The following is a 20,590-nucleotide window of genomic DNA, read 5'->3' on the forward strand; positions in this document are numbered from 1 at the left end:
GCGCTGGTCGTCAGCGCAGCTCTTCCAGGACGCGCACGAGCTGGTTGATCTCGAAGACGTTGGAGTAGTGCGCGAGCCCGATGCGCACCGCGCCACCCACCTCGCCGACGCCGAGCGACGCGAACACGCCGGCCGATCCGTCGTCGGCGAAGGCGCATAGGCCTTGCGACGCCAGGTACTCCGCGACTTCCGGCGATTTCTTGCCCTGCACGGCGAACGCGAGCGCGGGGATGCGGCGCATCGCGTCGCCGATCACCATCACGTGCCGCAGCGAGCGGAGCTCCGTGGACAGCTGCGCGAGCAGGCCAGCGTGGTACGACTTGGCGGAGCCGAGGGACGTCACGAGTCTTTCGCGGCGCGAGCCGGACGCGGCGTCGTCGAGGCCGGCGAGGTAGTCGATCGAGGCGACGAGTCCGGCCAGCAGCGGGTACGCGTGGGGGCCGAGCTCGAGGCGCGCGGCGCCGCGGGCGGCCGGGTCGAGCGAGGCGGACGGGATGCGTTCGAGCATCTCGGGATCGCGGAACACGAGCGCGCCCACCGACGGGCCGCCCCACGCCTGTGCGGAGACGACCATGACGTCGGCGCCCAGCTCGGCGAGGTCGAGGGGCACGAAGGGGGCCGCGTACGTCGCGTCCACCACCACGAGCGCGCCGACGCGCTTGGCGAACTCGATCACCGTCGGAACGTCGGGTCGCGTGCCGACCGAGCCGGACGCGAGCGTGACCGTGACGGCTTTGGTGCGGGCGGACACGAGGTTCTCGTACTGCCACGCGGGCAGCTCGCACGTCTCGATGTCGATCTCACCCCAGCGCACGACCGCGCCCACACGCTTCGCGGCGCGCTGCCACGGCGCGAGGTTCGCCTCTTCGTCGAGCCGGGACACGACGACCTCGTCGCCGATCGTCCAGCGCTCCGCCAGCGCGTCGACGAGGCGCCTCAGCATCACCGGCGCACTCGGCCCGAGCACGACGGCAGCCGGGTCCGCCCCGACCAGATCTGCCACTGCTCGCCTGGCCGCGGTGACAATGCTCTCCGCACGCTGTGAGGCCGGAAACGCTCCCCCCGGCCCGGACACCGGGGCACGCATGGCCGTCGAAACGGCCGAAGCGACCTGTTCCGGGACCAGCATTCCGGCGGCGCCGTCGAAGTGAATCCAGCCGTCACCCAGCGCGGGGAACAACCCACGGATACGAGCGACGTCGAACGCCATGGTGACACCGTACGGACGTGCGGTTTAGCGGTTACCGCGGGGTTGGGTCCGGGGCCGCGGATGGCGCTAGGCTCGGACACGACCGCCAGCGATTCTGATTGGGATGGAGCCCATGAGCGAGCCGAACTTCCGGCAGACTTCCGACGCCGAGTCGACCCCCCACGTGGTGGTCGTCGGCCCCGACGGGGTCCCGGTCGGCTCCACCGTGCCTGACGGCGATGCCGACGAGGCCGTCGGTGAGCTGATCGAAGAGCCCGCCAAGGTGATGCGCATCGGGACGATGATCAAGCAGCTACTGGAGGAAGTCCGCGCGGCCCCGCTGGACGACGCCAGCCGAAACCGGGTGCGCGAGATCCACCAGAACTCGGTGCGCGAGCTGCAGGAGGCCCTGGCGCCCGAGCTGCGCGAGGAACTGGAGCGCCTGGTGCACCCCTTCGCGGACGACTCGACTCCGTCGGACGCCGAGCTGCGGATCGCGCAGGCCCAGCTGGTGGGGTGGCTGGAGGGGCTGTTCCACGGCATCCAGACGGCCCTGTTCGCCCAGCAGATGGCGGCGCGGGTGCAGCTGGAGCAGATGCGCCGGGGGTTACCGGCGGGGTCGTCGGGTGCGGTGATGCCGGGTGGTCCTGGTGCTGAGGGGCAGAGGCCTGGGATCAGTGGGACTGGGCAGTATTTGTGAGGTTTTGAGGGTCTTGAGGTCTTGCTCGACGCGCTGAGGCGTTGGTGATGAGGGGATCGTTCGTGCGCTGGGTGGCGTGTGAACGGTCCCTTCTTGCTGTTTTGGGGTGAGTGGGCTTTTCGCGGTTGGTCGGGTTGGCTGGGTTGGTTGGTCGGGTTGGTTGTGGTCGCGAGCGATCCCTTCGTGCCCTCGCTCGCGCGCGACCGGTCCTCTCGCACCACTGCCGGAGCGCGACCGGTCCCCTCATGCCGCGCGGGCGGCCGCGACCGGTCCCCTCGCGCCGCCAACTCGGTGCGAACGCTCCCTTCGCACCGCCGATTGAGTGCGAACGGTCCGGTCGCGCCGTCGACTGAGTGCGAACGGTCCGGTCGCGCCGTCGACCAAGCGCGAAGGGGCCGGTCATACCGGTGGGCGCGAACGGTCCCAGCGCGCCGCCGCATAGCCGCGAACGGTCCCCCCGCTCCGCTGCCGGAGCACGAACGGTCCTCTCATCCCGTGGGCGGCCGCGAACGGTCCGCCCGAACCGGCGCCGCAGCGCGAACGGTCCTTTCGTGCCGGGACCGAGCGCGAACGGTCCTTCCACGCCCAGCCGCCCGCACGAACGGTCTCCTCGCCGCCGCGCCACCCGGACATGAACCGTCCCCTCGCGCCGCCAGGTGGGCGCGAACGGTCCAGTCGCGCTGGCAATCGAGCACGAGGGGACCGTTCCCGCCGGCGAGCGCGAGTGGTCCCCTCGTGCCGCCACCTGACCGCGAAAGGTCCAGTCGTGCCGCCACCTGACCGCGAAAGGTCCAGTCGTGCCGCGGCGTGACCGCCAACGGTCCCCTCACGCCGCGGCACCGGTGCGAACCGTCCCTTCGCGCCGCCGAGTAGGTGCGAACGGTCCAGTCGCGCTGGCGACCGAGCACGAAGGGACCGTTCACGCCGGCGAGCACGAACGGTCCCGTCGCGCCGCCTCGTGAACGCGAAAGGTCCCCTCGCGCCGCGGCACGGACGCGAACGGTCCCCTCGCGTCGTCGACTGAGCGCGAAGGGACCGTTCACACCCCCAAGTTCACAAGCTCCCGAAGAACTTCCGGATGTCACCGCTCAGCGCGTCCGGTTGTTCGAGGGCCGGGAAGTGGCCGCCGGCCGGGAACTCGGACCAGTGGGCGATGTTGTCGGTGCGTTCGGCGAGGGGGCGGAGGGGCAGGCCGATGTCGTCGGGAAACACCGCGACGCCGGTGGGGACCGTGGAAACGGGGAGGGGCGCGCCCCACGGACCCTCCAACGCGGCGTAGATGCGGGCGGACGAGTTGGCCGTGGCGGTGAACCAGTAGACGGCGACGTCGGTGAGGAGGTCGTCGCGGTCGATGAGGTCGTGGGTGGTGTTGGAGAAGGAGCGGAACTTTTCCGCGATCCACGCGAGTTGGCCGGCGGGTGAGTCGGTGAGGCCGTACGCAAGCGTTTGCGGCTTGGTCGACTGGATGATCGCGTAGCCGGTTCCGGTGTGTTGGAAGGCGCGGGACTTCTCCAACGACCGTTCGGCCAGCGAGAGTTCGGCGCCGGTCAAGCCCTCCAAGTCCGACTCCGAGCGGGCGACGGCGGTGGGCAGCATGGTGACGTGCACCCCGAGCACCCGCGAAGGGAACTGCACGCCGAGCTCGCGGGAGATCAACGCGCCCCAGTCGCCGCCGTGGGTGCCGAAGCGGTCGTAGCCGAGGGTGGTCATCAGCGAAGCCCAGGCGCGCGCCCCGCGGGCCGGGCCCCAGGCGCGGTCGCGCGTCGGTCCGGAGAAGCCGAAGCCGGGGATCGACGGGACGACCACGTGGAACGCGTCGCGGGGGTCCCCGCCGTACGCGCGCGGGTCGGCGAGCGGTCCGATCACGTCGAGGAACTCCACGATCGACCCGGGCCAGCCGTGCGTCAGCAGCAGCGGCGTGGCCCCCTCCTCGGGCGAGCGGACGTGGAGGAAGTGCACGTTCTCGCCGTCGATGGTGGTGGTGAACTGCGGGAACGCGTTGATCCGCTCCTCGGCCGCCCGCCAGTCGAACCGCAGGCGCCAGTGCTCGGCCAGGTCCTTCACCTCGTCCACCGGAATCCCCAGCTCCCACCCGACGCCCTCGGGCTGGTCCGGCCAGCGCGTCCGGGCGAGCCGTTCGTGCAGGTCGTCGAGGTCGGCTTGCGGGACGTTGACGCGGAACGGGGTGAGAGTCATGCCGAAAACGCTAAAACCCCTTGAGGACAGGTTCGGTCCTCAATCACCCACGCGCTCGACGGAAAACCCGGGCAGCAGGACGTCTTCCCGGCCCAGCGGCGCAGTGGTGATCCGCCCGCCGGCCCATTCGATCCACAGCGCGCCGAAGCCGCGCGGGAACTCCCACCACTCGCCATTGTCGAAGATGAGCACGGTCCACTCCTCGGGCGAGCCGGCGGTCCGCCAGAAGTAGTCGTCGTACCCCCAGGGCAGCAGGCCGCCCGGTTCGGGGAACAGTGGGTACGGCACGGCGTCGGGAACCTGGCTGCGCCCGTAGGCGAACGGCTCGAGCACCGGCTTCGCGCCCTCGACGAGTTTCGCCCACTCGCTCACGGCCAGCGGGTGCCGGATGGTGATCAGCTTGTCCAGGTACAGGGCCGGATAGGTGTCGGCGTAGGCGCGGTAGTCGGCGGGCAGCGCGGTACCCAAGGCGGCTTCCACCGCCGCCCAGTCGATGTCCTGCGGCGAGGCGTGCTCAGTGCCGAAAACGCCTGAGAAATCCGTCGAATCCCCCTCAGCTCGAAGCGATGACATCCAGGACCCGGTCCGCGCCGAGTCCATCCACAGTGGACGCGGCGGCCGAGGACAAAGAGGACCGCAAGCCGGCGTCCGACAGCAGCGAACCCAGTGCGGAAACCACGGCAGGCAGCCGATCCGCCAGAGAACCGGCGTCGCCCAGGCCCACTGCCAGGCCGAGGTCCACGGCGGCCCGGTAGCCGGGCGCCTGGTTGTCCACGAGCTGCACCGCCGCCGTCGGGATGCCGAGGCAGCAGAGTTCCAGGAAGGTGACGCCGGTGGCGCTGATGGCGACGTCGGTGGTGGCAAGGAGGTCGATCAGGCCCGGGTGCGGGGCCGCGACTCGGATGGACTGGCCATCCGACAGAACCGGCAAAGTCGGCTCGCCGCGGACGAGAGCGTCGGCGGAGAAGGGCAGCCCAGTGGCGGCGAGGGCGCGGAGCAGCAGGCTGACCGTCCCCGACCATTCGGCGCCGCCGCCCAAGACGACCGTGACATGGGGCGAGGGGGAAGCAACAGCGGAGCGGCGGGCCCGAGCAGCCAAGACCCCCGAGCGCAACGCCGTGTATTCGACGCCCCGCAGCAGCACGCCCGAACCATCCGAAGGGCGGGGCGAAGGCGTGAACCCGGCGTCCACCACAACATCCGCGGGCCGGCGACCGAAGGTGTCGTCCTCAAGGGACACGAGCAGCGCGTCCGCGGCGTTGACCTCGGCGCGCACGTCGCCCAGCGCGTAGTGGTCCACGAGGACCGCGTCGAAGCCGGCGGCCAAGGAAGCCCAGTCAGAAACCGGCAAAACCGGCACCGAAAGCGCGTCGAAACGGGAGGCGAGCCACTCAGCGTTGTCGGTCGTGCCCGCGAAAGAGACGTCCCAGCCGCGAGCGACGGCGCGCTCGGCGTACGCCACGACGCGCGCGATGTGGCCCGCGCCGATCACCGCGGACGCGTCGGCGCGGAGCAGGAGCTTCACTGGCCGAGCTTCTTCTGCTCGACGTGCGCGTTCAAAGCCACCAGATCCGGCCGGGAGCGCAGCAGCGAAACCACCGAACGCCAGGACGCGGGCTGATCACCCAGAACCGAAACAACGGCCGAGAGAAGCTCCCAGTCCTCCGGGGTGTCGAGGGTGACGCGCAGGTCGTCGGCGGCCGGGCTCACCACAATGCCCGTGCACGAGTACCGCGAGGGCTGCCGGTAGATCGCCGACGTCACGTGCTCGCGGTCCGGGCCCTCGGCAATCTCGACCTGCTCGGCGAGCACCGAGGCCCGCACCAACTCCGCGTCGAAGCCCCGCGGCAGCGTCCGCACGAGCGTCGTGCTCACGTAGTCCAGCGACGGTTCCGCGCGCCAAACCGCCGCCAGCCGGCCGATCAAAGCGGGGTCGAGCAGCGGGCAGTCGGCGGTGAGCCGGACCACGGCGTCGGCCGGGTAGGCGGCCAGGGACACGCCGAAGCGCGCCACGACGTCATCCAGCGGCCCGCGCGCGACCAGAGCCCCGCAGCGCACGGCCTCCTCGGCGACCGCGTCGTCGTCGGCCGCGTCCGAGGTGGCGACGACGACCTGGTCCACACCGGGAGCGGCCGCCGCCGCGCGGACGACCCAGCCGAGGACACTGCGCCCGGCCAGGGGCCGCAGCACCTTGCCCGGCAGGCGCGTCGAGGAGGACCGGGCCTGGATCACGGCGTTGACGCCGAGGCCTTCACGCATGGGTGACATGATGGCCTGCGGCAACGCGCCAGAACCAAGAACCCCAACCGCGGAGGTCGTCGATGTCCGAGCTGGATGGCTCCAGCATCCTGCTCACCGGCGGGACCGGCTCATTTGGCAAGGCGTTCATCACCTACGCCCTGGCGGAGTTGAACCCCAGCCGCCTGGTCGTGCTCTCCCGCGATGAGCTGAAGCAGTACGAAGCGCGACAACTGTTCAACGACGACCCGCGGCTGCGCTGGTTCATCGGTGACGTCCGCGACCGCCGCCGCCTCGAGCGCGCCATGCACGGCGTCGACTACGTCGTGCACGCCGCGGCGCTCAAGCAGGTGGACACGGGTGAGTACAACCCGTTCGAGTTCGTCCAGACCAACGTGATGGGCTCGCAGAACGTCATCGAGGCCGCGATCGACACCGGCGTGAAGAAGGTCGTCGCGCTGTCGACCGACAAGGCGTCGAGCCCGATCAACCTCTACGGCGCCACCAAGCTGTGCGCCGACCGCATGTTCATCAGCGGCAACCACTACGCGGCCGCGCACGTCACGCGGTTCTCCGTGGTGCGCTACGGCAACGTGATGGGCTCGCGCGGCAGCGTGATCCCGTTCTTCCGCAAGCTCGCCGAGCAGGGCGAGTCGCTGCCGATCACGCACAAGGACATGACGCGGTTCTGGATCACGCTGCCGCAGGCCGTGCAGTTCGTGGTGGACTCGTTCGACCAGATGCACGGCGGTGAGCTGTACGTGCCGCGGATCCCGAGCATGCGGCTCGTCGACCTCGCGCAGGCCATCGCGCCGGGTTCGCCGATGCACGAGGTGGGCGTGCGCCCGGGCGAGAAGCTGCACGAGGAGATGATCGCGCCCGACGACGCGCGCCGGACCGTTCAGCTGCCGGACCGGTACGTCGTGCAGCCGCACCTGGCGGGCTGGGGCTACGAGGCGCCCGCCGACGGCAAGCCGATGCCCGAAGGGTTCGCGTACCGCTCGGACACCAACGACCTGTGGCTCGAAGCGGACGAACTTCGCAAGCTGGTCGAGCAGTATGGCTGAGTCCGACGCCGCCTCCGCGGGAAAGAGCACGTCGGCGGAGTTTCTCCCGTACGGCCGCCAGTCCGTGACCGACGAGGACATCGCCGCCGTCACCGAGGTCCTGCGCGGCGACTGGCTCACGACCGGTCCCGCCGTCGCGCGGTTCGAGGCCGACCTCGCTCTGCACACCGGCGGGACCCCGGCCGTTGTCGTCACTTCGGGCACGGCGGCGCTGCACGTCGCGTACGCGGCCGCCGCGATCAAGCCTGGTGACGAGGTCGTGGCGTCGCCGATGACGTTCGTCGCCACCGCCGCCACCGCCGCGCTGCACGGCGCGAAGGTGGTCTTCGCCGACGTCGAGCCGGACACCGGCAACCTAGCCGTCGAGGCCGCGGCGGCTCTCGTGACCGACCGCACGAAGGTCGTGGCCGCCGTCGACTACGCCGGCCACCCCGCCGAGCTCGACGCGCTGGCCGAGGTCGCGCACAACGCGGGCGCACTGCTGCTGGAAGACGCGGCGCACTCCGTGGGCGGCAGCTGGCAGGGCCGCCCGGTCGGCTCGCTCGCCGACCTGACCACGTTCTCGTTCTTCCCGACCAAGAACCTCACGACGGCCGAAGGTGGCGCCGTCGTGACCGCGTCGCCGGAGCTGCTCGGCCGCGCCCAGGCCTTCCGCAACCACGGCCTCGTGCGCGACAAGGCCCTGCAGCGCTACCCGGACGAGGGTGGCTGGCACCAGGAGGTGCACGAGTTCGGCCTGAACTACCGCCTGCCCGACGTCCTGTGCGCCCTGGGCAGCAGCCAGCTCACCCGCTTGGCCGAGTTCAAGAAGCGCCGCGCCGAGATCCACGCGCGCTACAACGGGGCTCTGGCCGACGTCGGCGGAGTCCTCACCCCGCCCTCGCGGCCCGGCGCCGACCCCGTCTGGCACCTCTACCCGCTGCGCGTCCTCGACGGCCGCCGCCGCGCGCTGTTCGACCACCTGCGCGGGCTGGGCATCGGCGTGCAGGTCAACTACATCCCCGCCTACTGGCACCCGGTCTTCGAGGACCTCGGCTACCGCCGCGGCCTGTGCCCGAACGCCGAGGCGTACTACGAGCAGGAGCTGTCGCTGCCGCTCTTCCCGTCCCTGACGGACGCGGATGTGGGCCGGGTTGTGGACGGGGTGCGGAGCTTCTTCGGGGTCTGACCCTCACCGCGCACCACCACCGCGTGCCACACCAGCACCAACGGCACCACCACCAGCTCCAGCACGATCGCCGCGCGGAACACCGGGTGGGGCGCGCCCACCCGCCGAGCCGAGATCAGCCGCGGGACCCCGCCAACGGCCGCGGTGCCGAGGACAACGCGGGTGGTCGCCGCGCGTTTTTCCGGGTGACGGAGCGACCACCAGAGCGCGAGGCCCGCCGCGGTCCAGAACGTGTTGACGAAGCGGTATTCGCTGTCGACGCTGGGCGCGGCGGGGGCGCCGCCCGGGGCGCGTTCGGGGCCGCCCAAAATCCCGATCAGGCCGCTGGCGACGGGGATCGCCCCGAGGACGCCGAGGACGGTCAGCAACGCCTTGCGCGACTTCGCTCGTGCCATGCGGCCGAGACTAGATCAGGTCCCAGGTCAAAGCCGTGCCTTTTGCGGCGTCGACGCGGAAGGTGCGGCCCAGCACCGTCGTGATCTCGGCCGGCGCCAGGCCCCCGGCCGGGCGGATGGACCGGACGTTCGACGAGGTCACCTCGTCGCCCGCGCGAACGTCTGCCACGACGTACAACGAGCGGCGCAGGCGAAGGCCTTCCTGCTCACTCTCGCGCGGGCCGATCACCGGGCGGCCGAGGGCCTCCCACGCGCGGTGGCTCTCGGTCACCAGCGCGGCCAGCTCGGCGGGCTCCAGCGAGAACTCCGAGTCCACACCACCGTCGGCGCGAGCGAGCGTCACGTGCTTCTCGATCGCCACCGCGCCCAGCGCGACGGCGGCCAGCGGCGCGCCGATGCCCGGCGTGTGGTCGGACAGGCCGACGAGCGTGCCCGTGACGCCGGCGAGCACCGGCAGGCCGCGCAGGTTGCTTTCGGACGGCGAGGCCGGGTAGCTGGCGGTGCAGCCGAGAACGATGAGCTGGTCGTTGCCGGCGTCGCGGGCGGTGCGGACGGCGGCGTCGATCTCCGCGATGCTCGCCATGCCCGTCGAGATGACGAGCGGCTTGCCGGTGCGGGCGCACAAGTCAACCAGCGGCAGGTCGACGATCTCGGAAGACGCGATCTTGTACGCGGGCACCTCGAGCGATTCCAGCAGCTCCACGGCCGTCGGGTCGAACGGGCTGGAGAACGCCTCCAGGCCGCGCGCGCGGGCGCGCTCGAAAATGGGTTCGTGCCATTCCCACGGGGTGTGGGCCTTTTCGTACAGCTTGTACAGGTTTTCCCCGCCCCACAAGGAATGCCCGTCGCCGATGCGGAAGGCGGGGCCGTCGACGTCGATCGTGATCGTGTCGGGGCGGTAGGTCTGGAGCTTCACCGCCTGCGCGCCGGCATCGGCGATGGTATCGACGATCGCGAGAGCGCGGTCGAGGTCGCCGTTGTGGTTGCCGGACATCTCGGCGATGACGAACGGCGGCCGGTCCGGGCCGAGCGTGTGGGCGCCGATGCGGACTTCGGACATGGGTGGCGTCCTCCCGGTGGTGCGCGTGCGGGTCACCCCCGAGTCTTGCGCAGCCACCGGAAGCCGTTCTCGGCGGGCGCCGACTCGACGTACCCGGCGCGCTCGAACAACGCCGCCGAAGCCGCGTTGTCCTGGTGCACGGCGGCGAGGATCGCACTCACCGCCTCACGCTCGATGAGCACGCGTTCGCCGAGCGTGAGCACAGCGAGGGAAAGTCCCCGCCCACGGCTCGCCGGAGCAAGCGTGATGCTGACTTCCCACTCCCCCGGTCGTTCCCGGTCGAACCGCACGGTGCCCACGGGCCCGTCGTCGTCGGAAACGACCAGCAGGAGCCGATCCGGCGAAGCCAGCACGCCGCGCAGCCACCGCAAGTGGTCAGCTAGCTCGATCACACCACTTGACCGCGACGCCTCCCGCGTGCGCAGGTCGTTTCGCCAGGCCAGCAGCAGCTCGGCGTCGGCCTCGGTGGCCTCGCGAGCCGCGAGCGGGCTCACTGGGCCGACGGCGCCAGGCGGTTGTCCTCGAGGCGGCGCAGCCGGTCCTCGTACCGCGCGATGCCGGCGAGCCGGACGCGGATCTGCGCGTGCTGGCGCTGGATCTCCTCGATCAGCGACCGCGACTCGGCGATCTCGGCGCTGTCGGCGCGCGGCACGAGTGCCATCGACTCCCGCAGCGTCTCGAGCTGCGCCTCCTGCGCGGCGATGTGGGGGATGATCCGGTCGAGCTCGGCGCGGGTCCAGAGCAGGTCGCCGCGGGCGTGCTCGAGGCCCGACTCCGCGGCGTCGAGCCGGCGCCGGTGGTCGGCGGTCGCGTGCTCGAGGTCGTTGACGCGGTGGTTCAGGTCGCGAACGGTCTCGCGCATCCGCTCTTCGATGCGGAAGTCGATGAGCCGGGCGATCCGGTTGAACAGGCCGGAGCGGAGTTTCTGGACTGCCATGGGGACGGTTCCTTCGGGATTCGGAAAACTGGGTCAGCGCAGCAGAACGGTGTCGCCGGTCCGGGTCCACGTGTCCAGCAGCCTGCCCTCGGCGGCGATCTGATGCTCGGGACCCACGATGCAGGAATCGCCGGCAGCGTGCTCCCACGAAGTCTGGTTCGGGTTGTCGATGAAGGAGAACCCGGTGAGGACCAGCTGCGCGTCGGGGAACGACGTGCGCGCGATCCACGCCGCGAGCGTGCCCGTGGTCGACCAGGTCGACTCGGTGCGCGTCGGCAGGCCGAGCGCGTCGGACAACGGCAACACGACCTCACGGTTGGGCACCGGCACGAACCCCAGGTCAGCGGGCCACCAGCCCGGCAGCGCCTCCGGTTCCCAGTGCAGCCGGCCCGGCTCCACCAGCAGGTACAGCCTGCTGCGGTAGTCCCGGAAAACGTGGCGAGTGGCCCGCACGGCGCGGTTGAAGACCACGGCGTGGACCTTGCGCCCGGTCACCTCCGGGCCTTCCGGCTCGTCGACGACGAAACCGTTGACGCGGATCACGAGATCGCAGTCGTCCACGGCCTTGGCCCGAGCCGAGTCCGGGTCCAGGGGCTGGTTGCCGACGACCGCGACCGACTTGGGGTCGGGACGATCGGCGTACGCCGCGAGGAGATCGACCATCAGGCTCGCCGCACCGAGAGCAGCAGTCATGGAGTAAGAAACTACCAGGACACACCGCGTGTCCGGTGCGGCATCGACAGGTCCGGCGCACGCCTGGGCCGGGGCGTCCCGAGGACGAGACCTCCGATCGGTACCCTCGTCCACGTGCATGCCACCAGCACGGTTCACGTAGCCGAACCCGAGGTCTCGATGCCGTTACCACCTGCGTCGGACCGCAAGACGTTCTCCAGGGCGATCGCCGACATCAAGGAGGGTCTCGCAGCTCGCCAGCTGTGGACCCACCTGGGCTGGCAGGACATCAAACAGCGCTACCGCCGGTCGGTGATCGGCCCCTTCTGGATCACGATCAGCCAGGCGGTCATCGCGCTGGGGCTGGGCCTGCTGTACTCACAGCTGTTCAACCTGCCCATCCAGGTGTTCCTGCCCTACATCTCCACCGGGTTCATCATCTGGGGCTTCATCCAGGGCTGCCTGTCCGAGGGCATGGAGACGTTCATCGCGAACGAGGGGATGATCAAGCAGCTCCCCGCGCCGCTGAGCGTCTACGTGCTGCGCACCGTGTGGCGCCAGACGCTGCTGCTGGCGCACAACATGATCGTGTACTTCGTGCTGCTGATCATCTTCTTCGGCGCGCTCGACGACAAGTACTCGCTCGGCACCAAGACCGGCGCGTGCGTCCCGGACAAGTTCTGCCACCCGGGCCTGAGCTGGAACATCTTCCTCGCCATTCCAGGCTTCCTGCTGCTGGGACTCACCGCGTGCTGGGCCGCGCTGCTGCTCGGGATCATCTCGACGCGCTTCCGCGACATCCCGCAGGTGATCAACTCCCTGATCCAGCTGCTGTTCTACGCAACGCCGATCGTCTGGCCGGTCGACCAGCTCGAGGCCGGTGGCGCGCGCGACAGCGTGTCCTGGGCGTTGCCGTTCATCAAGGCGAACCCGCTGTACCACTACATGCAGGTGACCCGGGCCCCACTACTCGGGGAAGCCGTGAGCTGGACCAGCTGGGCCGTCGTCGGCGGGCTCACGATCGTCGGCTGGGCGCTCGCGCTCGTCGCCATGCGCAATTACCGCTCTCGCGTCTCGTATTGGGTGTGACACATGGTCAGCATTGACGTTCACAACGCGTACGTCGACTTCCCGATCTTCGACGCCAAGACGCGGTCGATGAAGAAGCGCGTGCTGGGCAAGGTCGGCGGCAAGATCGGCACGGACCAGAAGGTGCCGATCATCGAGGCGCTGCACGACGTGACCCTGAAGCTGCGCGACGGCGACCGCGTGGGCCTGGTCGGCCACAACGGCGCCGGCAAGTCCACGCTGCTGCGCCTGCTCGCCGGCATCTACGAGCCCACCCGCGGTGCGGCCCGGATCACCGGCAAGATCGCCCCGGTCTTCGACCTCGGCATCGGCATGGACCCGGAGATCTCCGGCGTCGAGAACATCATCATCCGCGGCCTCTTCCTCGGCATGACCGCCAAGGAGATGGAGAAGCGGGTCGACGACATCGCGGAGTTCACCGAGCTCGGCGACTACCTGCAGATGCCGCTGCGCACGTACTCCACAGGCATGCGCGTGCGCCTGGCGCTGGGTGTCGTCACCTCGATCGACCCCGAGATCCTGATCCTCGACGAGGGCATCGGCGCGGTCGACGCGGCGTTCCTCAACAAGGCCCGCGACCGCCTCAAGGACCTGGTGAAGCGCTCCGGCATCCTGGTCTTCGCGAGCCACTCCGATGAGTTCCTCTTCGAGCTCTGCGACTCCGCGATCTGGATGGACGAGGGCAAGGTCAAGCAGCAGGGTTCGCTGCGCGAGGTCCTCACCGGCTACAAGGGCCGCGACCCGTTCGAGAACATGAGCCAGGAAGGCCTGGAGCGGCTCGGCATCGAGCCCGTGGGCACGAAGAACGGCGGGGAATGATGACCAGCGAGACCCAGCAGCTGCCCGAGGGCGCCGTCGTCGGCGTGGTGGTGACGCGCCACCGTCGTGAGCTGCTCGCGGACTCGCTGAAGATCATCGCCGCGCAGACGCGGCCGGTCGACCACCTCGTGGTGGTCGACAACGGTCCGGACCAGTCGGCGCGGGACGTCGTCGAGGCGTACCCGCTGCCCTACACGTACCTGCCTTCGCACCGGAACCTCGGCGGCGCGGGCGGGTTCGCGCTCGGCATGCTCCACGCACTCGCCCTCGGCGCCGAGTGGGTCTGGCTCGCCGACGACGACGGCCGTCCCGCCGACGAGCACGTGCTGCAGATCCTGTTGGAGGAAGCGGAAAAGCGCGGCCTCGCGGAGATCTCGCCGGTGGTGGCGAACATCAACGCGCCGGCCAAGCTCGCGTTCCCGTTGCGGCGCGGGCTCACGTGGAAGCGCTCGTCGGCGGAGCTGGGCACGGACTTCCTGCCGGGCATCGCGTCGCTCATGAACGGCGCGTTGTTCCGCGCGTCCACTTTGGACGTCACGGGTGTGCCGGACCTGCGCCTGTTCTTCCGCGGCGACGAGGTGGAGCTGCACCGCCGGCTCGTGCGCTCGGGCCTGCCGTTCGGCACGTCGCTGCGCACGACCTACCTGCACCCCGACGGCTCGGACGAGTTCAAACCCATGCTGGGCGGGAGGTTCCACGCGCAGGACCCCGAGAACGAGGTCAAGCGCTACTACACCTACCGCAACCGCGGCTACCTGCTCTCGCAGCCGGGCATGCGCAAGATCGGCGCGTTGGAAGTGATCCGCTTCGGCCTGTACTTCGTGGGCGTGAAGCGCGATCCGAAGGCGTTCCTGCAGTGGCTGAAGCTGGTGCGGCAAGGCCGGGCGGAGAAGTTCTACCGCTACTGAGACTCAGTACGAAAAGGGCCCCTCGAACGCGAGGGGCCCTTTTCGTACAGCCAGAGCTACTCCCCGATCACCGGCGGAGCGGCACGCAGGTCGGCGCCGTACTCGTCGTCTTCGTCCACATGGGAGAAGAAGCGCGCGCCGTCCGCTTCGTCCTCTTCGTAGCGAGCGGCACCGCCACCCATCCCCATGCCCATGCCGGCCCGCGCGGGCGCGCCGCTGAGGCCACCCGCACCGCCCGGCGCGGCGCCTTCGCCCGGGCCGAAGCCGCCGCCGCGGCTGAACTTGGACTGGTACTCCTCGTCGGCGCCGAAGCCGCCGCCACCACCAGCGCCCATGCCGCCGCCCATCGGCATCGCGCCCATGGGCATCCCGCCGGCGCCCGAAGCACCCGCGGCACCGGCCTGCTGCTGGCCCGCCGCGGGCTCGAAGCTCGACGCCGTGGTGGCGGCGTTCGGGGCGGGCGGCACGTGGCCGGAGCCCGTGATCTGGCTCGGCGCGGCCGAAACCTGGCCGCCGGAGTCGGAACCACCGCCGCCGTGGTGGTCGGTGGAGGTCGCGGCCGCGGGGAGGACGGCCGAGGCCGTGGTCACGCTGCCCGTGCCGAACTTCGGCGGGTCCGCGAACACCGGTTGCTTCGACGCGGCCGAGTACAGCGAGTGGTCGTAGTCCGACATCGTTTGCGCGGCCTGCTCGTGAGCCGACTGGCTGGCCTGCTGCTTCTTCAGCGACTGGTCGACGGTGTCGCCGAGGTCGAACGGGCCGGCCGACGTCCAGTGCGCCATCTCGTCGGTCCAGTCGAACGGGATCGGCTCGGTCATCGCATTGCGCGCGTTCTGCGCGGCCGTGCCCTGGTCGTCGACGGTCTGCGCGGCGAGCTTCGCGTTCTGCGCCGTGGCGTCGGCCCACGAGCCAAGCGTGGCGAAGTAGGCCTGCGCGCTGTCGGCCGCGCTGCCCTCCCACGAGCCCTTGGACTTGTTGACGGCCTCGGTCAGCTGCGTCGCGAAGTCGTCGAAGGCCTTGGTGACCTCGGTGTAGGCCGCGGAGACGTCGGCGACCTGCTTCACGTCGAGGTTCGTGGTCACGAACTGCTGGAGCTGCTCGTGGGTGTGGCCGAGGTAGTCGGCGTCGGACGGCTCGAGCCCCGGCTGCGGCGCGGTCATGCGAGGTCCCCCGTCTTGTGGGCGGCGTGCGCGTCGACGGCGCTGTCCTCACCGGTGCGGTAGACGCCGCCGGCGCGGGCCAGCGCCTCGTCGGCCTGCGTCAGCACGTCGCGGAACTGCCCCAGCGCCGACCGGACGGACCCGACGTCCTGCGACGCGGCCTTGAGGTCGTGGGCCGCCACCGCGTGCCCGTACGGGTGGCTCCCGAGCTGCGGGGCCTGGTCCAGCGCGGCCGTGGAACCGGTCAGCCGGTCCACGCGCGTCAGCATGTCGGACAGCGCCTGGCGCAGGCCCTCGAGCGCTTCACCGGAGATGGTGAAGCTGCCCGACTTCGCGGCGTTCACGAGTTTCGTCGTCTCGGCCGCCGCGGCAGCGACGGCCTTCGGGTCCAGGCCGGCGACCTGTCCCGGCTCCACCAAGGTCATGACCCGAAGTCTACTGACGACGACGGCCGCGGTCAGGCGTTTGCGGAATACGCCTCCAGCTGCGTGAACAGCTGCTGGGCGAGGCGGTTGTTGTCGGCCGGCGCGTAGGTGAGCCAGCGTTGCCCGTCGTCGGCGACGCGGGTGCTGAGCAGGTAGCGGCCGAACTCCGTGTCGAACCAGACGAGCGGCGGCTGCGCGCCGATCGTGAACTGCCCGACCCGCAGCCGCGGCTTTTCGAAGATCCGCTCGACGGACCTGAGCTGCGGGTTTCGCGGGGCGTTCGACGCGGCGAACGGGTCGTACCCGTCCCGGCGGGGCTGCTTCGCCGGGCGCGTGATCGTCACGGACTGGCCGGGCGCAGCGGCCCCGGGCGGCAGCAGGTCGACCAGCGCCGGCACGAGACCGGTCGGGCGGATCTGCTCGAAGACCAACATGCCGTCGTCCTGCCTCACCAGCACGGCCTGGTCGCCGGTGGACGCGACGCGCGCGAACAGCTGCCCGTCGTCCAGCTGCGCTGTCGCGGTGACGACGAGGCGGCTTCGGGCGAACGTGGTGAGCGCCAGCTCCAGATCGTCGTCGAGGTAACCGCGGTGCACCAGGCCCCGGTTGTCGAGGTCGCGCAGCACGGCGTCGCGCACGCCCGCGCGTTCCTGGCCGGTGATGCCGATGTGCGCCACCGAAAACGGCGCCGGCGTGCGGCCGAGACCCTGCCGCTCCAGCAGCAGGTCCACCGCCGCGGGTGACAACGTGAACGAGTACGGCATCGTCCGTCCCTAGGTCGGGTTTCCGCGACGAAACGCTAGCCGACGCCTCGCAGGCGCCTTACTCGGACCGGTGAAGTGCTCTGCTGTGCGCGAACCCGCTTGCCGCCGGTGATCGGGCGCTGGTGGCATGGGGCCATGGCTGATCCGAAACTCGCGCTCGTCCTGCACCTGACCTCCGGCGGCGAACCGCTGATCTTCCCCATCACGAACGACGAATCCGCCGGCGTGGAGGAGAAGATCCCTGACCTGCTCAAGCACGGCGGGGTCCACTCCGTGCGGACGCGCGACGGCAACACCGTGTCGGTGAACTTCGCCCACGTCGCCGCCGCGTACGTCGACGATCTGAGCCGGAAGGGGAAGTTCGGGCTGTCGGCCTAGCCGCCGCTCTGGGGGAAGTGCCACATCCAGGTCAGGGTCAAAACGGCCCTGACCTGCGCTTATTTCGCCCGTGAGCCAGCAGGGTGCCACGCGGTGCCACCTCGGCACACATCTGAGCCACTTTGGCATTGCGATGGTGCCATTCGTGTGCCATAGTTGTGCCATGGACTTGACCACGTACGTCAGCAACCTCGGGCGAGAGTTCGCCACACTGGCCGAAGCCGGTGGCGAGGAGTCGCGTGAGCTGGTCGAGCGGCTGACCGGGTCGCTCGAGTCGGCGATCCGGATGACGCTGCTGGACGCGCTGTCGGCCGCCGCCGACGAGATCACCCGCGACCTGGCTCCGGGCTCCGTGGAGCTGCGCCTGCGTGGCCGCGATCCGCAGTTCGTCGTGACCACGCCGCCGGCCGAGCCGCTCGAGCTCGCGGCCGAAGACACGACCACGGCCGCCGCTCCGGAGAGCGAGCTGCTCATCTCCGAAGACGGTCCCGCCGCACGCATCAATGTGCGCCTGCCCGAACAGCTCAAGGCCGCCGTCGAGGAGGCCGCGGGCAAGGAGGGGCGCTCCGTCAACGCCTGGCTCGTCCGGGCGGCCGCCACGGCCTTGCAGCGCACCGACCGCGACCAGCGCGTCGAGCCGCCGAGCAGCGGCAAGCGAACGAAGCAGAGCTTCACCGGCTGGGTCCGCTAGCACCTTTTCGCACCACTTCACCTCACGTCCCTGACCTGCGGGGACGGTTCACCGACACAAGTTGTGGAGACAGCCATGCCTGAATTCGAAACCCCCGACCCGATCTCCGTCACCGTCGACCTGAGCGTCGGCGACGTGCAGATCACCGCGAGCGAGCGTCAGACCACCGTCGTCGACGTCCGCCCGAGCGACGAGAACGACGAGTCCGATGTGAAGGCCGCGCAGCAGGTCCGAGTCGACTACACCAACGGCACGCTCACGGTCACCGGCCCGAAGCGCACGTTCGACTTCTCCCGCAAGACCCGCGCGGTCGACGTGACCATCGAGCTGCCCGCCGGGTCCGCGGTCAACGCCGAGCTACAGGCGGGCGACTTCCGCACCGCCGGCGTCCTCGGCCAGAGCCGGTTCAAGACTTCGGCCGGCAACGCGCGGGTCGACCGCACCGGGCCGCTGCACCTGTCCACTTCGGCCGGTCACGTGACCGTCGACGGCGTCGCGGGCAACGCCGAGATCTCCACCGGCACCGGCAAGATCCGGATCGGCGAGATCGAGGGCACCGCGGTGGTCAAGAACTCCAACGGCGAGACCACGATCGCCTCCGTCGGCGGCGACGCGCGGGTGCGGTCGGCCAACGGCGACATCACCGTCGAGCACGCGGGCGCCGGGGTCGACGCGAAGACGTCGGCCGGTCTCATCCGCCTCGGCGAGATCGTGCGCGGCGCGGTGACGCTCGAAACCTCCATGGGGGACCTGGAAATCGGCGTCGCCGAGGGCACCGCGGCCTGGCTTTCCGTGACGACCGGGTTCGGCCACGTGCGCAACCTGATGGAGAACGCCACCCGTCCCGAGGAAGCCGACGAGACCGTCGAGGTGCGCGGCCGCACCTCGTACGGCGACGTGATCATCCGCCGCGCCTGACTTTTTCTTTCCAGCGAAGGGGAAACCATGACCAGCAACCACTCCCGGCCGGCGATCGCCGCAACCGGACTGCGCAAGTCCTACGGCGACCACGTCGTGCTCGACGGGCTCGACCTCACCGTTGAAGAGGGCACGGTGTTCTCGCTCCTCGGCGCGAACGGCGCCGGCAAGACCACCGCCGTGAAGATCCTGTCCACGCTGATCAACGCCGACGCCGGCGACGTGCGGGTGGCCGGGTACGACCTCGTCCGCGAACCCGACGCGGTGCGTGCCGCGATCGGCGTCACCGGCCAGTTCTCCGCCGTGGACAACCTGCTCACCGGTGAGGAGAACCTGCTGCTGATGGCGGATCTCAACCACCTCGGCCGGGCCGACCGGCGCCGCCGCACCGCGCAGCTGCTGGAGCAGTTCGACCTCACCGAGGCGGGCAAGAAGCCGGCGTCGACGTACTCCGGCGGTATGCGGCGTCGGCTCGACCTGGCGATGACGCTCGTCGGCAGCCCGCGGCTGATCTTCCTCGACGAGCCGACCACCGGTCTCGACCCGCGCAGCCGCCGCAACATGTGGCAGATCGTCCGCGGCCTGGTGGCCGACGGCGTCACGATCTTCCTGACCACGCAGTACCTCGACGAGGCCGACGAGCTGGCCGACCGCATCGCGGTGCTCGACCACGGCCGGATCGTCGCCGAGGGCACCTCCGACGAGCTCAAGCGCCGCATCCCCGGTGGCCACGTGCGCCTGCGCTTCGCCGACCCGCGCGGCCTCGACACGGCCATGATCACGCTCGACGACGCGGCGCGCGACAACGACTCGCTCACCTTGCGCGTGCCCAGCGACGGCAGCCTGCGCTCGCTCAAGGCCCTCATCGGGCGGCTCGACGACCAGGCCATCGAGGTCGACGAGCTGTCCGTGCACACCCCCGACCTCGACGACGTCTTCCTCGCCCTCACCGGCAACCCCGCGACCGAGAACACCACCCACGAGAAGGTGACGACCCGATGAGCACTCTCACCGCGCCGGCCCCCGCCGGCCTCAAGTTCCAGCCGCTGCGCGACTCGGCGACGATGCTGCGCCGCAACCTCAAGCACATGCTGCGCTACCCGTCGATGACGCTGATGCTCGTCGGGATGCCCGTGGTCTTCCTGCTGCTGTTCGTCTACGTCTTCGGCGGCACGATGGGCGCCGGGCTCGGCGGAGGTGGCGGCCGCGAGGCGTACGTGAACTACGTGGCGCCGGCGATCATCCTGATGACCGTGACGGCCACCGTCCAGGGCACGGCGATCTCGGTCGCCATGGACATGACCGAAGGCGTGATCGCGCGGTTCCGGACCATGCACATCGCCCGAGTCTCGGTGCTGACCGGGCACGTGCTGGGCAGCGTGATCCAGGCGGCGTGCACCCTGGCGATCGTGATCGGCGTGGCTCTGCTGGTCGGTTTCCGGCCCTCGGCCGGGCTCGGCGGGTGGCTGGCCACGGCCGGGTTCCTGCTGGTGGTGACGTTTGCGCTCGTGTGGCTGTCGGTCGCGCTCGGCCAGGTGAGCAAGAGCGTCGAGACGGCGAGCAACCTGCCGATGCCGCTGATCCTGCTGCCCTTCCTCGGCAGCGGCTTCGTGCCCACCGACTCCATGCCGGCCGGGCTGCGCTGGTTCGCCGAGTACCAGCCGTTCACGCCGATCATCGAGACCCTGCGCGGCCTGCTGATGGACAAGCCGCTCGGCAGCAACGTGTGGTTCGCCCTCGGCTGGTGCGCCGTGATGGCGCTGGGTGGCTACCTGTGGTCGAAGCGCCTGTTCAACCGCGAATACACCCACTGACC

At 70.3% G+C, this 20,590-nt stretch carries 24 protein-coding genes; 11 read left to right on the plus strand and 13 right to left on the minus strand.

Annotated features, from left to right (window positions below; translation table 11 throughout):
* Positions 1-10 precede the first annotated feature (10 nt).
* On the minus strand, positions 11-1,210 hold the full coding sequence (locus AB0H62_RS05470) for a cysteine desulfurase-like protein (RefSeq protein ID WP_220245647.1): 1,200 nt from the start codon (positions 1,208-1,210) through the stop codon (positions 11-13).
* A 103-nt stretch (positions 1,211-1,313) separates the two neighbouring features.
* Here AB0H62_RS05470 and AB0H62_RS05475 point away from each other — a divergent pair, with 103 nt between their 5' ends.
* Positions 1,314-1,889, plus strand: a complete 576-nt coding sequence (locus AB0H62_RS05475; protein WP_220245646.1) for a bacterial proteasome activator family protein — start codon at positions 1,314-1,316, stop codon at positions 1,887-1,889.
* Between the two features lie 1,053 nt (positions 1,890-2,942).
* Here AB0H62_RS05475 and AB0H62_RS05480 read toward each other — a convergent pair.
* From AB0H62_RS05480 to AB0H62_RS05495, 4 genes are all read right to left on the minus strand, one after another.
* Positions 2,943-4,085, minus strand: a complete 1,143-nt coding sequence (locus AB0H62_RS05480) for an epoxide hydrolase family protein (protein WP_360584279.1) — start codon at positions 4,083-4,085, stop codon at positions 2,943-2,945.
* A gap of 39 nt (positions 4,086-4,124) precedes the next feature.
* A complete protein-coding gene (locus AB0H62_RS05485) occupies positions 4,125-4,553 on the minus strand; it encodes a hypothetical protein (protein ID WP_360584281.1) in 429 nt (142 codons plus the stop codon).
* A gap of 85 nt (positions 4,554-4,638) precedes the next feature.
* Positions 4,639-5,610: a spore coat protein gene (locus AB0H62_RS05490; RefSeq protein ID WP_360584283.1), complete on the minus strand. Its 972-nt coding sequence runs from the start codon at positions 5,608-5,610 to the stop codon at positions 4,639-4,641.
* The gene (locus tag AB0H62_RS05495; RefSeq protein WP_220245642.1) at positions 5,607-6,344 is read right to left on the minus strand and encodes an NTP transferase domain-containing protein; all 738 of its coding nucleotides are present in this window, start codon (positions 6,342-6,344) and stop codon (positions 5,607-5,609) included. The genes AB0H62_RS05490 and AB0H62_RS05495 overlap by 4 nt, the downstream gene beginning before the upstream one ends.
* Positions 6,345-6,406: 62 nt before the next feature.
* On the opposite strand from AB0H62_RS05495, the gene pseB reads away from it, so the two are divergent.
* Positions 6,407-7,390, plus strand: coding sequence for a UDP-N-acetylglucosamine 4,6-dehydratase (inverting) (gene pseB / locus AB0H62_RS05500; RefSeq protein WP_220245641.1), 984 nt, complete (start codon positions 6,407-6,409; stop codon positions 7,388-7,390).
* Positions 7,383-8,558, plus strand: coding sequence for an aminotransferase class V-fold PLP-dependent enzyme (locus tag AB0H62_RS05505; RefSeq protein WP_360584286.1), 1,176 nt, complete (start codon positions 7,383-7,385; stop codon positions 8,556-8,558). Before pseB ends, AB0H62_RS05505 begins: the two co-directional genes overlap by 8 nt.
* Here the strand turns inward: AB0H62_RS05505 and AB0H62_RS05510 are convergent.
* Genes AB0H62_RS05510 through AB0H62_RS05530 form a run of 5 tightly spaced genes read right to left on the minus strand, consistent with a single transcriptional unit; the run spans position 8,462 to position 11,613 of the window.
* Entirely contained in the window at positions 8,462-8,953 is a 492-nt protein-coding gene (locus tag AB0H62_RS05510; RefSeq protein ID WP_360584288.1) for a DUF4345 domain-containing protein, read from the minus strand. The genes AB0H62_RS05505 and AB0H62_RS05510 overlap by 97 nt on opposite strands.
* Before the next feature lie 10 nt (positions 8,954-8,963).
* Positions 8,964-10,013 (minus strand): pseudaminic acid synthase, encoded by a 1,050-nt coding sequence (gene pseI / locus AB0H62_RS05515; RefSeq protein WP_360584290.1) that lies wholly within the window; start codon positions 10,011-10,013, stop codon positions 8,964-8,966.
* A gap of 32 nt (positions 10,014-10,045) precedes the next feature.
* Positions 10,046-10,507: a GNAT family N-acetyltransferase gene (locus tag AB0H62_RS05520; protein WP_360584292.1), complete on the minus strand. Its 462-nt coding sequence runs from the start codon at positions 10,505-10,507 to the stop codon at positions 10,046-10,048.
* On the minus strand, positions 10,504-10,950 hold the full coding sequence (locus AB0H62_RS05525; protein WP_220245636.1) for a hypothetical protein: 447 nt from the start codon (positions 10,948-10,950) through the stop codon (positions 10,504-10,506). The genes AB0H62_RS05520 and AB0H62_RS05525 overlap by 4 nt, the downstream gene beginning before the upstream one ends.
* Before the next feature lie 33 nt (positions 10,951-10,983).
* Positions 10,984-11,613: a hypothetical protein gene (locus AB0H62_RS05530; protein WP_220247290.1), complete on the minus strand. Its 630-nt coding sequence runs from the start codon at positions 11,611-11,613 to the stop codon at positions 10,984-10,986.
* Positions 11,614-11,757: 144 nt separating this feature from the next.
* On the opposite strand from AB0H62_RS05530, the gene AB0H62_RS05535 reads away from it, so the two are divergent.
* From AB0H62_RS05535 to AB0H62_RS05545, 3 genes are read left to right on the plus strand one after another with little or no spacing between them, the layout of a single operon-like run.
* A complete protein-coding gene (locus AB0H62_RS05535) occupies positions 11,758-12,711 on the plus strand; it encodes an ABC transporter permease (protein ID WP_360584294.1) in 954 nt (317 codons plus the stop codon).
* A 3-nt stretch (positions 12,712-12,714) separates the two neighbouring features.
* Positions 12,715-13,530 carry an ABC transporter ATP-binding protein gene (locus AB0H62_RS05540; RefSeq protein WP_360584296.1) on the plus strand — a complete coding sequence of 272 codons (816 nt, stop codon included), beginning with the start codon at positions 12,715-12,717 and terminating at the stop codon, positions 13,528-13,530.
* Complete coding sequence (locus tag AB0H62_RS05545; RefSeq protein WP_220245633.1) at positions 13,530-14,438, plus strand: glycosyltransferase family 2 protein; 909 nt, start codon at positions 13,530-13,532, stop codon at positions 14,436-14,438. Before AB0H62_RS05540 ends, AB0H62_RS05545 begins: the two co-directional genes overlap by 1 nt.
* Positions 14,439-14,494: 56 nt before the next feature.
* On the opposite strand, the gene AB0H62_RS05550 is transcribed toward AB0H62_RS05545, so the two are convergent.
* The 3 genes from AB0H62_RS05550 to AB0H62_RS05560 are packed head-to-tail and all read right to left on the minus strand — an operon-like array spanning position 14,495 to position 16,787.
* Positions 14,495-15,598, minus strand: a complete 1,104-nt coding sequence (locus AB0H62_RS05550; protein ID WP_360584299.1) for a hypothetical protein — start codon at positions 15,596-15,598, stop codon at positions 14,495-14,497.
* Positions 15,595-16,023, minus strand: a complete 429-nt coding sequence (locus AB0H62_RS05555; RefSeq protein ID WP_360584301.1) for a hypothetical protein — start codon at positions 16,021-16,023, stop codon at positions 15,595-15,597. The genes AB0H62_RS05550 and AB0H62_RS05555 overlap by 4 nt, the downstream gene beginning before the upstream one ends.
* A 32-nt stretch (positions 16,024-16,055) precedes the next feature.
* Complete coding sequence (locus tag AB0H62_RS05560) at positions 16,056-16,787, minus strand: ESX secretion-associated protein EspG (protein ID WP_360584303.1); 732 nt, start codon at positions 16,785-16,787, stop codon at positions 16,056-16,058.
* A gap of 135 nt (positions 16,788-16,922) precedes the next feature.
* Here AB0H62_RS05560 and AB0H62_RS05565 point away from each other — a divergent pair, with 135 nt between their 5' ends.
* The 5 genes from AB0H62_RS05565 (at position 16,923) to AB0H62_RS05585 (ending at position 20,588) form a co-directional block, all read left to right on the plus strand.
* The gene (locus AB0H62_RS05565; RefSeq protein ID WP_220245629.1) at positions 16,923-17,165 is read left to right on the plus strand and encodes a hypothetical protein; all 243 of its coding nucleotides are present in this window, start codon (positions 16,923-16,925) and stop codon (positions 17,163-17,165) included.
* Between the two features lie 163 nt (positions 17,166-17,328).
* Positions 17,329-17,856: a ribbon-helix-helix protein, CopG family gene (locus tag AB0H62_RS05570; RefSeq protein ID WP_360584306.1), complete on the plus strand. Its 528-nt coding sequence runs from the start codon at positions 17,329-17,331 to the stop codon at positions 17,854-17,856.
* Positions 17,857-17,931: 75 nt separating this feature from the next.
* Complete coding sequence (locus tag AB0H62_RS05575) at positions 17,932-18,774, plus strand: DUF4097 family beta strand repeat-containing protein (protein WP_220245627.1); 843 nt, start codon at positions 17,932-17,934, stop codon at positions 18,772-18,774.
* Positions 18,775-18,801: 27 nt separating this feature from the next.
* Complete coding sequence (locus AB0H62_RS05580; protein WP_360584308.1) at positions 18,802-19,776, plus strand: ATP-binding cassette domain-containing protein; 975 nt, start codon at positions 18,802-18,804, stop codon at positions 19,774-19,776.
* Entirely contained in the window at positions 19,773-20,588 is an 816-nt protein-coding gene (locus AB0H62_RS05585) for an ABC transporter permease (RefSeq protein ID WP_360584310.1), read from the plus strand. Before AB0H62_RS05580 ends, AB0H62_RS05585 begins: the two co-directional genes overlap by 4 nt.
* The last annotated feature ends 2 nt before the right edge of the window (positions 20,589-20,590 follow it).

Origin of the sequence: Amycolatopsis sp. NPDC050768, assembly GCF_040654155.1 — a bacterium.
Classification (GTDB): domain Bacteria; phylum Actinomycetota; class Actinomycetes; order Mycobacteriales; family Pseudonocardiaceae; genus Amycolatopsis.